This window comes from Candidatus Accumulibacter vicinus, from assembly GCF_000584955.1.
GTDB lineage: Bacteria > Pseudomonadota > Gammaproteobacteria > Burkholderiales > Rhodocyclaceae > Accumulibacter > Accumulibacter vicinus.
The window spans coordinates 141,988-155,696 of record NZ_JDSS02000018.1 but is presented as its reverse complement, the minus strand read 5'-3'; the positions used below and the strand labels follow the sequence as shown (position 1 = coordinate 155,696).

At 61.7% G+C, this 13,709-nt stretch carries 13 protein-coding genes and 1 pseudogene; 8 read left to right on the top strand and 6 right to left on the bottom strand.

What is annotated here, in order from left to right:
* From CAPSK01_RS05670 to CAPSK01_RS05660, 4 genes and pseudogenes are all read right to left on the bottom strand, one after another.
* Nucleotides 1-399: hypothetical protein (locus CAPSK01_RS05670; RefSeq protein ID WP_034923558.1), on the bottom strand; the 399-nt coding region annotated here is incomplete at its 3' end.
* Nucleotides 396-1,325, bottom strand: a complete 930-nt coding sequence (locus CAPSK01_RS05665; protein WP_273703204.1) for a hypothetical protein — start codon at nucleotides 1,323-1,325, stop codon at nucleotides 396-398. The genes CAPSK01_RS05670 and CAPSK01_RS05665, both read right to left, overlap by 4 nt.
* A gap of 210 nt (nucleotides 1,326-1,535) precedes the next feature.
* Nucleotides 1,536-1,706: pseudogene (locus CAPSK01_RS22055) on the bottom strand (SWIM zinc finger family protein); the annotation flags it as partial.
* 115 nt (nucleotides 1,707-1,821) lie between these two features.
* Nucleotides 1,822-2,964, bottom strand: coding sequence for an acyltransferase (locus tag CAPSK01_RS05660; RefSeq protein ID WP_034923555.1), 1,143 nt, complete (start codon nucleotides 2,962-2,964; stop codon nucleotides 1,822-1,824).
* 581 nt (nucleotides 2,965-3,545) lie between these two features.
* Here CAPSK01_RS05660 and clpB point away from each other — a divergent pair.
* The 7 genes from clpB (at nucleotide 3,546) to CAPSK01_RS05625 (ending at nucleotide 10,813) form a co-directional block, all read left to right on the top strand.
* On the top strand, nucleotides 3,546-6,167 hold the full coding sequence (gene clpB / locus CAPSK01_RS05655; RefSeq protein WP_273703170.1) for an ATP-dependent chaperone ClpB: 2,622 nt from the start codon (nucleotides 3,546-3,548) through the stop codon (nucleotides 6,165-6,167).
* A gap of 91 nt (nucleotides 6,168-6,258) precedes the next feature.
* Entirely contained in the window at nucleotides 6,259-6,492 is a 234-nt protein-coding gene (locus CAPSK01_RS05650; protein WP_034923552.1) for a DUF3567 family protein, read from the top strand.
* Nucleotides 6,493-6,629: 137 nt separating this feature from the next.
* Complete coding sequence (gene rpsF, locus CAPSK01_RS05645; RefSeq protein WP_034923549.1) at nucleotides 6,630-7,013, top strand: 30S ribosomal protein S6; 384 nt, start codon at nucleotides 6,630-6,632, stop codon at nucleotides 7,011-7,013.
* A complete protein-coding gene (gene priB / locus CAPSK01_RS05640; protein WP_337958552.1) occupies nucleotides 7,010-7,357 on the top strand; it encodes a primosomal replication protein N in 348 nt (115 codons plus the stop codon). The genes rpsF and priB overlap by 4 nt, the downstream gene beginning before the upstream one ends.
* The gene (gene rpsR / locus CAPSK01_RS05635; protein ID WP_034923543.1) at nucleotides 7,329-7,604 is read left to right on the top strand and encodes a 30S ribosomal protein S18; all 276 of its coding nucleotides are present in this window, start codon (nucleotides 7,329-7,331) and stop codon (nucleotides 7,602-7,604) included. Before priB ends, rpsR begins: the two co-directional genes overlap by 29 nt.
* Nucleotides 7,605-7,619: 15 nt before the next feature.
* Nucleotides 7,620-8,078, top strand: a complete 459-nt coding sequence (rplI, locus tag CAPSK01_RS05630) for a 50S ribosomal protein L9 (RefSeq protein WP_034923540.1) — start codon at nucleotides 7,620-7,622, stop codon at nucleotides 8,076-8,078.
* Between the two features lie 188 nt (nucleotides 8,079-8,266).
* Nucleotides 8,267-10,813, top strand: coding sequence for an EAL domain-containing protein (locus tag CAPSK01_RS05625; protein ID WP_273703169.1), 2,547 nt, complete (start codon nucleotides 8,267-8,269; stop codon nucleotides 10,811-10,813).
* 25 nt (nucleotides 10,814-10,838) lie between these two features.
* On the opposite strand, the gene CAPSK01_RS05620 is transcribed toward CAPSK01_RS05625, so the two are convergent.
* Both CAPSK01_RS05620 and ompR read right to left on the bottom strand, forming a co-directional pair.
* The gene (locus CAPSK01_RS05620; protein ID WP_034923537.1) at nucleotides 10,839-12,167 is read right to left on the bottom strand and encodes an ATP-binding protein; all 1,329 of its coding nucleotides are present in this window, start codon (nucleotides 12,165-12,167) and stop codon (nucleotides 10,839-10,841) included.
* Complete coding sequence (gene ompR, locus CAPSK01_RS05615) at nucleotides 12,164-12,898, bottom strand: two-component system response regulator OmpR (RefSeq protein ID WP_034923534.1); 735 nt, start codon at nucleotides 12,896-12,898, stop codon at nucleotides 12,164-12,166. The genes CAPSK01_RS05620 and ompR overlap by 4 nt, the downstream gene beginning before the upstream one ends.
* Before the next feature lie 196 nt (nucleotides 12,899-13,094).
* Here ompR and CAPSK01_RS22050 point away from each other — a divergent pair, with 196 nt between their 5' ends.
* Nucleotides 13,095-13,562, top strand: coding sequence for a hypothetical protein (locus CAPSK01_RS22050; RefSeq protein WP_273703168.1), 468 nt, complete (start codon nucleotides 13,095-13,097; stop codon nucleotides 13,560-13,562).
* Nucleotides 13,563-13,709: the final 147 nt, after the last annotated feature.

Here is a 13,709-nt window from a genome sequence, read left to right as displayed (position 1 = left end):
AACGCGTCCGCCGAGGGTCAGGGCGGCCGGCAACAGACGCGGCGGTAGCCGAAGCCGGTTCGTCGCCAGGCGGATGAACGTCTCGCGGCGTAGCGCCTCCGGCGCGTCGTCGATGATGGCCTTCAGGATATCGATCAGCGCCGGCTCGCCGACAGCCGGCCAGGAGTCGGCCGGGCAGGCCGCCAGTGGCGGGTCGTCGCCGGTCGCCGGCAGAAAACCCGCTTCGCCGCAGACCGTCAGCACCCCGGCCATCCGCAGCACCTCGCTTTCGGTGTCCGAGGAAGCGCTGGCTTGGCGCAACAGGGCGCCGATCGCTCCGTCCACCGCCGGTCGCACGATCGCCCGCCGCTCGGTGCCGAGCAGCGTCTGCGTGGCCAACTGCTGGAGCAGTCCGTTCATTCGGCCATCCACAGTCGGCTGACCGGCGGGGCGAATCGCCAGGCACTCAGCGGACGCAGCGCCTCGTCCGCCCATTCGCCGAACACCGCCAGTGGCGCGCCACCGCTTTCGGCGAGCAAGGGCCAGCCCTCATCGGTGGCGAGGGCGAGCGGCAAACCGCGCCGCTCGGCGGTACGCAACATCCATCCCTGTGTACCGAAAACCGGCGCGGCATCGCCGACCAGCAACGGTTGCGGCGACTGCCAGGGATTGGCGGCCAGCGTGTCGGACAAGGCGTCGAGTGCCACGGCCAGGGTCGGTGCCGCGCGCGTCCAGGGCGTCGGCGGATCGCTGGTCTGGGTGGGGGTGTCGACCACCATCGCCCGTAAAGGCGCGTTGCCGGGATAGTAGGCCAGTGTCCAGTGCCGCTGACTGCCGGTGACAAAGCTGTGCTCGAAGTGCCGGTTGCCGTGCGCGAAATCGAGCAGCATCGCCCAGCGGCCGGAGTGTTGGCCGAGCAGCCAGACCCGACGCTCCCACAGGCGATCTTCCTGGCGGCAACTCTGCCCGATCACCAGCCAGTCGTCGGCCAGCCGTTCGCCGTCGGCGAGAACCGTTTCGCGGCTGCTGCTGAGGCCCAGGGTGTGGCGCAAATCGGCCTGAACGACGTCGGGCAGATCGGCGAGGCGGCGGCTGGCGTCGATCAGCAACTGCAGTTGCCCCATTCCACCGAGCACCCGGGCGGGCCATGACTCGCTTCCGTCGATCAGTCGGCCGAGACGGCGCAGTCGAAAAGCCAGACCGGGTAACTGCGCGTCGACCATCCGCCGGGCAATGTCATTCCAGGTCGCCGTTTGCCCGGACAAGGTAGCCAGCCCTTGTCTGACCCGGTCGTCGAGCCACAATTCCAGCTCGTCGAGCCCGTCCAGCAGGCGTTGCTGACGCATGGAATCGCCACGCCGGAGCGACGGCTTCTCGGCAGTGGTCGCTTTGGGGCCTTGGCCGGTATCCGCTGAGGCGCTTCCGGCCAGTGCGGCCGCGCCGCCGTCGTCTTTGCTTTTACGCGACTCGTCCCGCTGTCGACGCGAGTCGATCCACGCAGCGACCCACGCCGGCGGGTCGGTAGCAGTGAATGCGACGGGTTGTTGCGCCAGTAACAACAACAAGGCCAGACCGTGCTTGCAGGGAAATTTGCGGCTCGGGCACGAGCATCGGAACGCTGGTCCCTGCCGATCGACCTGTACCCGATACGGTGTGGCACCACTGCCGGGACATTCTCCCCACACCGCCTGATCGTTGAACGCCGGACGGAGCCACCGTGACGGCATCGCCAAAGCAATGGCCGCTTTCGCCGAAGCAGCATCGGGCGAAAGCTTGAGGATATCGTCGGTGCCTAGCTGCATCGGAGTCGGCCAATCAAATTGATCACGCGCCATTCTAACTTTAACCCGGAGAGGGGTTTCTCTGGGCCTGGGGATGGTCATGCGGCCGGGCAGAGCTGCCTATTTTGAGCCATTCCCGGCACTTGGCGAGAACCGGTTTTTCAATCCACTTGTGAATGATGATGCCGCAGGCAACCGAAATGGCCATGATCACGGCCAGCAGCAGGAGCGCTTTGGCCTGCGTCTTCTCGCCCGTAGGTACCCAGTCGAGTGAACGGAGCCCGTTGGATACGCGTTTCTGGAAAAAGAAATGTACCAGGTAGATCGAGTACGAGGCGTCGCCGATCAACAGGAGCCAGCGCTGCCTTTTCCACAAGCCTTCGAGTCTTGCCGAGACCGAAGCGAGCAGGAGCAGCGCGCTGCCTGTTCCGAAACCCAGGGTCAAGGTCAGATTGTCCCAGACGGGCAGTCCTGGATCGTCGAGCAGAATGTACCAATAGGCGGTACCGACGAAAATCAGCGTGCCGGCGATGAGACTGATGATGCCGATCCAGTCGCGACTGTTCTCGCTGAGTTGCTTGCGCAGCGCCATCACCGTCGCCGAGGTGAGCAGGCCAAGCATGAACAGGGTATTGATCAGATTGAGGCCGATCAGGTTGGCGAAGTGGTAGTGATCATTGAGCGCGACCAGCACGAACCATGTGGTGAAGACCAGTATTCCCAGCGACCTCTTGACGATAAAGGTGATGAAAATGCCGTAGAACACCATCTCGTAAGCCAGCGTCCAGGCGACTGCGACGAGCAAGGATTTGCTGGACGTGAATAACAGGGCATTCAGGAAGAAGTCGCCGACTTCCATGCGGTTGGTGAACACCTTCCAGCCGCCCGAGATGATGAACACGATCCAGTACAGCGGATAAATGCGCACCAGACGCTTGAGAAGGTAATCCGGAACCCTGTAGAAATTGTCCACGTCGTGGCGGTGCGCATGGTAGATGATCAGGCCGCTGATCACGAAAAACATGTGCACGCCGGAAAACCCGAAATTGCTCAGGGTCAGCAGCGGCTTTTCACCGTACCAGGAACCGATCAAGGCCGTTGCGTGGTAGACGGCCACCAGCAGACAGGCCAGACCTCGGCAGATCTGGGGAGTATACAGGGTGGCCTCAGGCGATTCGATTTTTGGGTGTGCGCTCGTACTCATCGTCCTCAGTCTGGAAACACTCGCCCAACGGGCGGATTGTCGCACATCGCATGCGCCTGGCGGTTCCGCGGCGCCATGTCGAATGCCGTAGGGTCCCTTCGCTGCACAGCGGTCAACCCGCCTGCAGACGATTGCCGAGGCTGTGCGTGTAGTCGCTGCCAATGATCAGCAGCGCCAGCAGGACGGCGTGGCAGGCGAGCCAGGCGAACTACCCGGTGCAGGAATCGCCACAGCCGATAGGAAGAGTTTCCACAGTGTGTTCAGCAGCATCGCCAGCAGTACGTAGATCGCCCCTTTGCCTGCCAGTGGTAGCGCTGCGTCGCGATCGGCGAGCGTCTGAACGATGCCGGGAGGTTACGAGAGAGCTGTGCGAACGCTGTCCCAGCACGTTCCGATGTGGCTTGTGCCCACCTTCACCGATCGGGAACTGCATGACTTTGCCATCCAGATCGACAAGGCAGGTCGATCTGTCCTGCTGAACCTTCGAGCAGGCGCATGCCGAAAAACCTGCGGCTCCTTGAATTTAAGGGCCCCGTCCCCATCATGTTGAACATTAACATACTTTTTCCGAGGATTTCAGCATGCGTTTGGATAAACTGACCACCAAGTTCCAGCAGGCGCTGGCCGATGCGCAAAGCCTTGCGATCGGACACGACAATCAGATCATCGAGCCGCAGCATCTGCTGCTGGCGCTGTTGCAGCAGGAAGACGGTTCGACTTCGTCCCTGCTGGCCCGCGCCGGGGTCAATGTGCAGGCGCTCAAGGCGGCACTGGCACAAATGATCAACCGTCTACCGAAAGTGCAAGGGCATGGCGGTGAAGTGCAGGTCGGTCGTGAACTGACCAATCTGCTCAACCTTACCGACAAGGAATCCCAGAAACGCGGTGACCAGTTCATTGCCTCGGAGATGTTCCTACTTGCCCTCTGTGACGACAAGGGCGAGTGCGGTCGCCTGGCGAAACAGCACGGACTGGTCAAGCAGTCGCTGGAACAGGCGGTGGCTTCGGTGCGTGGTGGGCAGGGGGTGGATTCCCAGGAAGCCGAAGGACAACGCCAGTCGCTGAGCAAGTATTGTATCGACCTGACCGATCGCGCCCGCCAGGGCAAGCTCGATCCGGTGATCGGTCGCGATGACGAGATCCGCCGGGCCATCCAGATTCTGCAACGGCGCACCAAGAACAATCCGGTGCTGATTGGCGAGCCAGGCGTCGGCAAGACCGCGATCGTCGAAGGGCTTGCGCAGCGTATCGTCAATGGCGAGGTCCCGGAAACGCTCAAGAACAAGAAGGTGCTCAGTCTCGACATGGCGGCGCTGCTGGCCGGTGCCAAGTATCGCGGCGAATTCGAGGAGCGACTGAAAGCGGTGCTCAAGGAAATTGCCCAGGAAGAAGGACGCATCATCGTGTTCATCGATGAGCTGCATACCATGGTCGGCGCCGGCAAGGCGGAAGGCGCGATCGACGCCGGCAACATGCTCAAGCCGGCTCTGGCACGTGGCGAATTGCACTGCGTTGGCGCGACGACGCTCGACGAGTACCGCAAATACATCGAAAAGGATGCTGCGCTCGAACGCCGCTTCCAGAAGGTGCTGATCGACGAGCCGACGGTCGAGTCGACGATCGCCATCCTGCGCGGCTTGCGCGAAAAATACGAGCTGCACCATGGCGTCGACATCACCGATCCTGCGCTCGTCGCCGCATCCGAACTGTCGCACCGCTACATTACCGACCGTTTCCTGCCGGACAAGGCGATCGATCTGATCGACGAAGCCGCGGCGCGAATCAAGATGGAAATCGACTCCAAGCCGGAGGTGATGGACAAGCTCGACCGGCGCATGATCCAGCTCAAGATCGAGCGCGAAGCGGTGCGCAAGGAACGCGATGAAGCGTCAAAGAAGCGCATGCACCTGATCGAGGAAGAGCTGCTCAAGCTCGAACGCGAGTACAACGACCTCGACGAAATCTGGAAAGCCGAAAAGGCGCAGGTGCAGGGCAGTGCGCACATCAAGGAGGAGATCGACAAGCTCAAGCTCGAACTGGCGCAACTGCAGCGCGACAACAAGTGGGACAAGGTGGCCGAAATCCAGTACGGCAGGCTGCCACAGCTCGAGGCGCAACTGACGGTTGCCGAGAAATCGGGAGAGGGTGGCCCGCACAACAAGCTGTTGCGTACCGAAGTCGGCACCGAGGAAATCGCCGAGGTGGTCTCGCGTGCGACGGGAATTCCCGTCTCGAAGATGATGCAGGGCGAACGCGAGAAACTCCTGAAAATGGAAGAGCGCCTGCACCAGCGCGTCGTCGGTCAGGACGAGGCGGTGCGTCTGGTGGCCAATGCCATCCGCCGCTCGCGTGCCGGCCTGGCGGATCCCAATCGGCCGTACGGCTCGTTCCTCTTTCTCGGCCCGACCGGGGTCGGCAAGACCGAACTGTGCAAGGCACTGGCCGGTTTCCTCTTCGATTCCGAGGAACACCTGATTCGCGTCGATATGAGCGAATTCATGGAAAAACACTCGGTGTCACGATTGATCGGTGCACCGCCGGGTTACGTCGGCTACGAGGAGGGCGGTTATCTGACCGAAGCCGTCCGGCGCAAGCCCTATTCGGTGATTCTCCTCGATGAGGTCGAAAAGGCGCACCAGGATGTCTTCAACGTTCTGCTGCAGGTCCTCGACGACGGTCGCATGACCGATGGACATGGTCGAACCGTGGACTTCAAGAATACCGTGGTGGTGATGACCTCGAATCTCGGTAGCCAGATGATTCAACAGATGGCAGGTGACGATTACCAGTTGATCAAGCTGGCGGTGATGGGCGAAGTCAAGAGCTATTTCCGGCCGGAGTTCATCAACCGCATTGATGAAGTGGTAGTTTTTCATGCGCTCGAAGAGCAGCACATCAAGTCGATCGCCAGGATTCAGCTCGCTTACCTCGAGCAGCGTCTGGCGCAACTCGAACTCAAGCTGGAAGTGGCCGACAGCGCCCTGTCAGAACTGGCGACGGCCGGTTTCGACGCGGTCTATGGTGCCCGCCCATTGAAGCGTGCGATCCAGTCACAACTGGAGGATCCTCTGGCCAAAGCAATTCTCGAGGGGCGTTTTGTTGCCGGCGACACGATTCGTGTCGCCTGTGACAGTGGCATCATGCGCTTTGACGTGGCCGAGAAGAATGTTGGTGTTGCTGCCGGGCACGAAACTGACTCATAGTTGTCTCTGGAGAAGCGCTCGCAAGGCCTGTGCAAGCAATCGGGGCATCGCATCGTTCCCGTCCACCTGGAAAGGAGTAAAGGAGTTACACATGAACATCGTTTATAACAGTCAACAGTACGCGATCGTTGCTTACCCGGTGCAGCAGGGTTTCGAGCTGGTGGACAAGGCGGCCAGCCGCAGCCTCTTCGTTCAGGGCTCGGTGGCCCGGAATTTGCGCAAGGCCATAGACGATATTCCCGACAACGAGCGTGACGAAGAATCGATCGACGCGCTGCTCGATGAGTACTGCGCGGGTGTGGCGCGGCCGATCGTCGTGCACTGATTTGGATTCTGGTAGTTCTGGTAGTCGAATCAGCTGAAACAGATTGCCCGGCGAAGCATAAGTTCTCTATAATGCACGGTTTTTCCACCTTGCCCCACTGTTCGCATGGCGGGGGGCTTTATCCAAAAGGAGTGTTCGTGCGCCATTATGAAATCGTTCTAATCGTCCATCCGGACCAAAGTGAGCAGGTCCCGGCGATGGTCGAGCGGTACAAATCGCTGATCACTGCCCGCGCCGGGCAGATTCACCGTCTCGAAGACTGGGGACGCCGTCAACTCGCCTATCCGATCCAGAAGTTGCACAAGGCGCATTATGTTCTGATGAACATCGAGTGCGATGGCACAACGTTGACCGAACTCGAGCATGGCTTCAAGTTCAACGACGCGATTCTTCGGCATCTGACGATCAAGACCAAGCGTGCGGTCAGCGCACCGTCCCCAATGATGAAGGATGAGAAGTCCAAGTCACTGCTCGAAGTCCGTGAGCCGGCGCCGGCCGAAACCGCCCAGCCGGCGGCCTGATTGTCGAGGCACTGCTGAATCGCGTCGAACTCAGCGGGACCCTGATCGAGCGCAAGGCGTTACGCTTTACGCCGGCCGGCGTGCCGGTCATGGAATGTCTGATCGGGCATCGGTCGGAGCAGCTTGAAGCCGGTAGCCGCCGCCGTGTCGAATACGAAATCCAGGCGATTGCCTTGGGCGCAACGGCACAGTGGCTGCAGGCGGCCAATCCCGGCGCAGCCCTGCAACTGACAGGCTTTCTCGCCGCCAGGAGTCGCAACAGCAAGCAGCCAAGACTGCATATCACCACGATCGAATTTGTTGAAGGAAATCAAGATGGCAAGGTTCTTCAAAAAGAAGGATGACAAGAACGTCAAGAAGCGTGGCAGCGGACTGTTCAAGCGGCGCAAGTTCTGCCGCTTCACTGCTGAAAAAATGGAAGAGATCGACTATAAGGATGTCGATTTGTTCAAGGAATACATCGCCGAGAACGCCAAGATCATGCCGGCTCGGCTCACCGGCACCAAGGCAGGCTATCAGCGGATGCTGTCAGTGGCCATCAAGCGTGCCCGTTTTCTGGCGCTGCTGCCGTACACCGACAACCATCAGTAAACCGAGGAGACGACAATGCAAATCATTCTGATGGAAAAAGTCGCCAACCTCGGCAACCTCGGCGATCTGCTCAAGGTGAAGGATGGCTACGCCCGCAACTTCCTGATTCCGAAGGGCAAGGCCAAGCGCGCCACACCGGCCGCCCTGAAGGAATTCGAGCTCAAGCGGGTCGAACTGGAGAATGCCGCTCGCGAAAAACTGGCGGCTGCACAAGCGTATGCAGAAAGGCTGGGCGGAACGGTCGTCCGGATTGCCCGCAAGGCCGGTGTCGACGGTCGCCTATTCGGTTCGGTGACCAACTTTGACGTTGCCGACGGCTTGCGCGCGCTCGGTTTCGAGATCGAAAAATCCGCCATTCGCATGCCAGCCGGCCCGCTCAAGGTGATTGGCGAAACCCCACTGGAAGTGGCTCTGCACGGCGATGTCATGGCAACGATTACGGTCGCCGTGGTCGTCGAACAACCGAAGCTGTAGGTGATTGCGATACGGTGCCGACGTCTGGCATCGAGAGAAAGGTCTTGCCCTCGGGCAAGACCTTTTTGCGTCTGGGCTCGGACCAGGGGCGCCAGGAAATCTGACCCCGTTCGCGTGCTTCTGCGCACGTCCTGCCATGCTCCTGGGGACGCTAATCGTTGATGTCGACGCTCGGCAGGAGGCACGAGGTGGAGCACGCACGCATCGAAAGCCAGGGGCGGACACGTTTCGCGCTCAAGCGGTATTATTCGCTGAGCAGTCTGCTGTGCACGATTCTTACTGCCGTAGTGCTGGGCTGGAGCTACCAGCATCTCGCCTTGGGCGAACTCAAGAGCCTTGCCGAAAGCCGCAACGTCGTCCTGACCCATGCCTTTGCCAACGCGCTGTGGCCGAACTTCTCCGTCCTCCTTGCTGACAGCGCCGGCGCAACGGCCGACGCACTGCGCGCGCGCGCGCAGGACACCCACCTCCAGGATCTGGTCGCGCAGCACATGAAAGGTACGGATGTCGTCAAGGTCAAGGTCTACGCCTTGAACGGCATGACGGTGTTTTCCACCGATACCCGGCAGACCGGTGAGGACAGGAGTGGCAATCCAGGTTTTCTGGCGGCGCGTGCGGGGAAGGTCGAGAGCGTTCTGAACCATCGTGACACGATGGACACCTTCGAGGGCACGGTCACCGATATCGACGTCATTTCCTCCTACCTGCCGATCCACGACGAGAGCCGGCAGGTTGTCGGGGTGATCGAGATCTACGGCGACGTCACCACTTTCGTTGCCCATCTGGAGCAGACCCGCCTGATCGTCATCAGCATCGTCTTCGGTCTCCTGGCGCTGCTCTACGGCTTGCTTTATCTGCTGGTGGCGCGCGCCCAGGGGATCATCGACCGTCAGTCCTCCGAGCTTGAGAAATCGCTGAAAGGCGTCGAACTGGCCAACCAGGAACTCGACCGCCGGGTTCAGGAACGGACGCAGGCCCTCAATGAAACGAACCGGAATCTGAACAAGGAGATCGACATTCGGCGCGCCGCCGAGAAGCAGCTCAAGCTGGCGGCGGAAGTCTTCGACAACGCGATGGAGGGCATCATGATCACCGATGCCAATAAGCGGATTCTGGCCGTCAATGGCGCGTTTACCCGGGTGACCGGTTATAGCGCCGACGAAATCGTTGGCCAAACGCCGAGCATCCTCAACTCGGGACGCCAGGACAAGGCATTCTATGCCGCGCTCTGGACGGCGCTGCAACTCGAGACTCACTGGCAAGGCGAATTGTGGAACCGCCGCAAGAACGGCGAAATCTTTCCGGAGTGGCTGAGCATAACCGCCGTGTTTGATGAGCAGAACGCCGTATCGCACTACGTGGCGGTGTTCTCCGACCTGACCCAGCGCAAGGCGGCGGAGCGAAGAATAGACCATCTGGCCTTCTACGACCCCCTCACCGATCTGCCGAATCGCCGGCTGCTCCTGGACCGCTTGCAGCGCGCCCTGATTGCCAGTGCGCGGACCGGTCGCGGCGGCGCGTTGCTGTTCATCGATCTCGACAACTTCAAGAGCCTGAACGACATCGTCGGTCGTGACCAGGCCGACCTGGTGCTGCAACAGGTCGCCCAGCGGCTGGCGGGTTGTGTGCGTGCCAGCGACACCGTGTCGCGCCCTGGCAGTGACGAATTCGTGGTGATGCTCGAAGATCTGAGCGAAGATGGCCAGGAGGCGGCGAGACAGGCCGAAAGCGTCGGCGAGAAGCTTCTCGCCACGCTCAGTCAGGTCTATCCGCTCGCCGGCTACGCGCACCACAGCACGGTCAGCATCGGCATTGCCCTGTTCGCCGATCACCAGGAGGTCGTCGATGAACTGGTGCAGCGAGCGGAATCGGCCATGCACCACGCCAAGCGGGCGGGCCGCGATACCCTGCGCTTCTTCAACCCGACCATGCAGGCGGTTGCGACGGCGCGCGCGGCTCTGGAGGCCAGTCTGCACGAAGCCGTCCAGAAGGAGCAGTTTGTTCTTCATTTTCAGGCACAGGTCGATTCCTCCGGCCGGGTCATCGGTGCCGAAGCCTTGTTGCGCTGGCAGCACCCGGAGCGTGGCCTGGTGTCGCCAACCGAGTTCATCCCCCTCCTCGAGGAAAGCCGACTGATCCTTCCCCTCGGCCAATGGGTGCTGGAGACCGCATGCGATCGACTGGCGGCCTGGGCCGCTCGACCCGAACTGTCCGGTCTCACCCTTGCGGTGAATGTGAGCGCCCGTCAGTTCCACGACGATGCCTTTGTCGATTACGTGCTGGCGGCCCTGGCCCGTAGCGGAGCCCGACCGCAACGGCTCAAGCTGGAGTTGACCGAAAGCCTGCTGGTGAAGGATGTGCAGGAAGTGATTACCAAGATGACCATCATCAAGGCGAAAGGCGTTCACTTCTCGCTCGACGACTTCGGTACCGGTTACTCCTCGCTTTCTTACCTGCAGCGCCTGCCGTTCGATCAATTGAAAATCGACCAGAGTTTCATCAGAAACATCCTCACCGATCCCAACGATGCCGCGATCGCCCGGATGGTCGTCGTCCTGGCAGAAAGTCTGGGGCTGGCGGTCATTGCAGAGGGCGTTGAAACCGAGGCCCAGAAGGATTTCCTCGCCGGCCAGGGTTGCCACGTCTATCAGGGCTACCTGTTCAGCCGCCCGCTGCCGGCCGAGGGCTTCGAGGAATTCGCGCAACGTGCGTTCATTCCCAATCCATCGGCGTGACCATGCCGCAGCGCTCGACCCGGTTTCAGCCAGTGCCGCTGGTCGGGGAAACAAGGGGCCATTCGACACGCGCGATCAGGCCGCCGCCCGGGTTGGGCAGCAGGTCGAGGCCGCCGCCGTGGGCGCGGGCGATGCGGTCGACGATGGCCAGGCCAAGGCCGGCCCCGCTGCTGTGGCTGCGCGCCGCGTCGAGACGGGTGAATGGGCGTTTGAGCCGTGCGCACTGTTCCGTCGGAATGCCGGGACCGCGATCGCGCACTTCGAGATAGAGGCGGCCGTCGGTGATTCCGCCAGCGAGCTCGAGCGGCTGTTCGCTACCGGCGTGCTGCAAGGCATTGTCGATCAGATTGGTCAACAGGCGTCGCAGTGCCAGGGGGCGCGCAGCGATCTCGGGCAGGGGTGCGGCAAGCCGGGTCTCGACCCGTGCGCCACGGCGGCGATAACGGTCGGTCATTTCCTGAAGCAGGACATTGCAATCGATGGTCTGCAAGGGCTCGCCTGCGTCGTGCCGGGCAAAGGCGAGAAACTGGCCGATGACCCGGTCCATCTCCTCGATGTCTTCGTTCATTGCTGCGCAGTCGCTCGCTTCGAGGTCGCTGATCTCGATGCCCAGCCGCAGGCGCGTCAGCGGCGTGCGCAGATCGTGCGAGATGCCGGCCAGGATCAGGTTGCGGTCGTGATCGAGCTGTTGCAGGTCACTCAACATCTGGTTGAAACCCTGGCTGACCAGCACGATCTCGTCGGCACCCCGTTCCGGTAGCGGTCGCGGCCAGCGGCCGCTACTGATCGTTGCAGCGGCGCGGGCGAACCGTTTCAGCGGTCGCGTGACACCCAGGACGATCAGGTAGGCCCCAAGCAACGACAAACCGAGCGCAGCGACGCCCCAGCCGAGCCATTGCGCGGGGAACGTCTGGTCGAGACGCTCGCGCGGCATCATCATCCAGTAGTTGTCGTCGTCGATTGCGAAACTGATCCACAGGCCGGGCATTTCGTCGCGTTCGAGGCTCAGGCGGGTCGCGGTGCCGAGTTGCCGGCGTACTTCGGCGGCGATGTGCTGCAACAAGGCCTCGTCCGGCAGCGGTGCGATGCGGTCGTCGTCTTCCGCCGGGTAAACGCGAATGCCTTCGCGTTCCGAAAGCTCCAGCAGCAATTCGCGCCGCAAGGAAGGCGCCGCGGTGAGCAAGGCGGTGCGGGTCAGATTGATCACGCTGGCCACCATCTGCGCGGTCTGCCGGGCGCGTGGTTCGACCGCGAAGTGGCGGTAGATCGCCGACCAGGCGAGCACTGCCAGCACTTGCAGCAGTGCGACGAGCAGAAAGACGCGCCATAGCAGGGTGCGCGGAATCAGCCTCATCGAGGGGTGCTGGCCGGGCCGTCCGGGACGAAGACGTAACCGAAACCCCGCACCGTCTGCAGATAGCGTGGTTGTGCCGGATTGTCCTCGATCAGCTTGCGCAGGCGGGATACCTGGACGTCGATCGCCCGATCGAAGACTTCGTATTCCCGGCCGCGGGCGAGTTCCATCAGTTTGTCGCGTGACAACGGCTGTCGCGGGTGGCTGACGAGCGCTTTCAACAAGGCAAACTCGCCGGTCGTGAGCGGAATCTCCTGGTCGTCGCGCTGCATGCGGCGAGTCGCCAGATTCAACCGGATGCGGCCGAATCCGAGCACTTCACCCGCCTGGCCGGGGCTGCCGGGTGGACTCGCCGGCGGTCGCCGACGCAACACGGCGTGAATCCGGGCGACCAGTTCACGCGGGTTGAACGGCTTCGCCAGATAGTCGTCGGCACCCATTTCGAGGCCCACGATGCGATCGATTTCGTCCCCTTTTGCGGTCAGCATGATGATCGGCAGAAGGTTTCCCTGCCCGCGCAGCCGCCGGCAGATCGCCAGGCCATCCTCACCCGGGAGCATCAGGTCGAGTACGATCAGAGCACACGGCTCGGCGGCGAGTGCGCGGTTCATCGTTTCGCCGTCTTCCACCGCCTTGACGGCAAAGCCGTGCTCGGCCAGATACCGGCTCAACAGATCACGCAGGCGCCGATCATCATCGACGATCAAGATTCGATCTTTTCTTTCGCTCATGTGCGCAATGCTAACGCGGATCGAGCGCCGCGATACAGGCGCGGATGCGCTCGAAACAATTCCTTACAAATTGCTTACAAAACGGCGCCGGCTGCTCATCGTCTGCTTACATTCAACGGTGAAACTGCTCACCGTCGCGCTGCCGTCTGCAGTGATCAATGGCACCGCAGGGTGCCTCTGGAAAGGAGAACACAAAATGAATGTACCATGCTCATCACGTCTGGGGCTGCTGGCCGTGCTCACGGTGCTCGGGGGAAGCCCTGCGATGGCGGGGGAATGGCAGAATCCGCCCCGTCCGACTGCTTACATCGGAGAGGTTCGCCAGTATGACGCCGGCGAACGTCATTACCCGCCCGAGCGTTATCACGTCGCGCCGGCACCCTGGAATGGCCAATTTCGCGGTGGCGACATCGACGCTCGTCAGGAGCGCCAACGCGCCCGCATCTGGCAGGGCTGGCAGTCCGGCCAACTGACCCGCGGCGAGATGCGCGAGCTGATGGCCGAGCAAAGGGCGATTTTCGCCAAGGAGCGGGCGTATCTGGCCGATGGCTACCTGAGTCGCCGGGAGTACGCCGATCTGCAGAATGATCTGGAATACGCGTCGCGGCGCATCTATCATTCGAAGCACGACAGCGACTGGCGCGGCCATCGCTACGGGGAATAGGGCACCTGAGCGGCAAGCGGGCGCGTGCCGTGGCCGGGGGTTCGATCAGCGGCCATTGCGGAGCGAGAAATGAACATTGCGACCCGGATTGCCGGGGTACTGCTGAGCCTACTGGCGGCCTCCTTGCCGGCGCATGCCGGCAAGGAG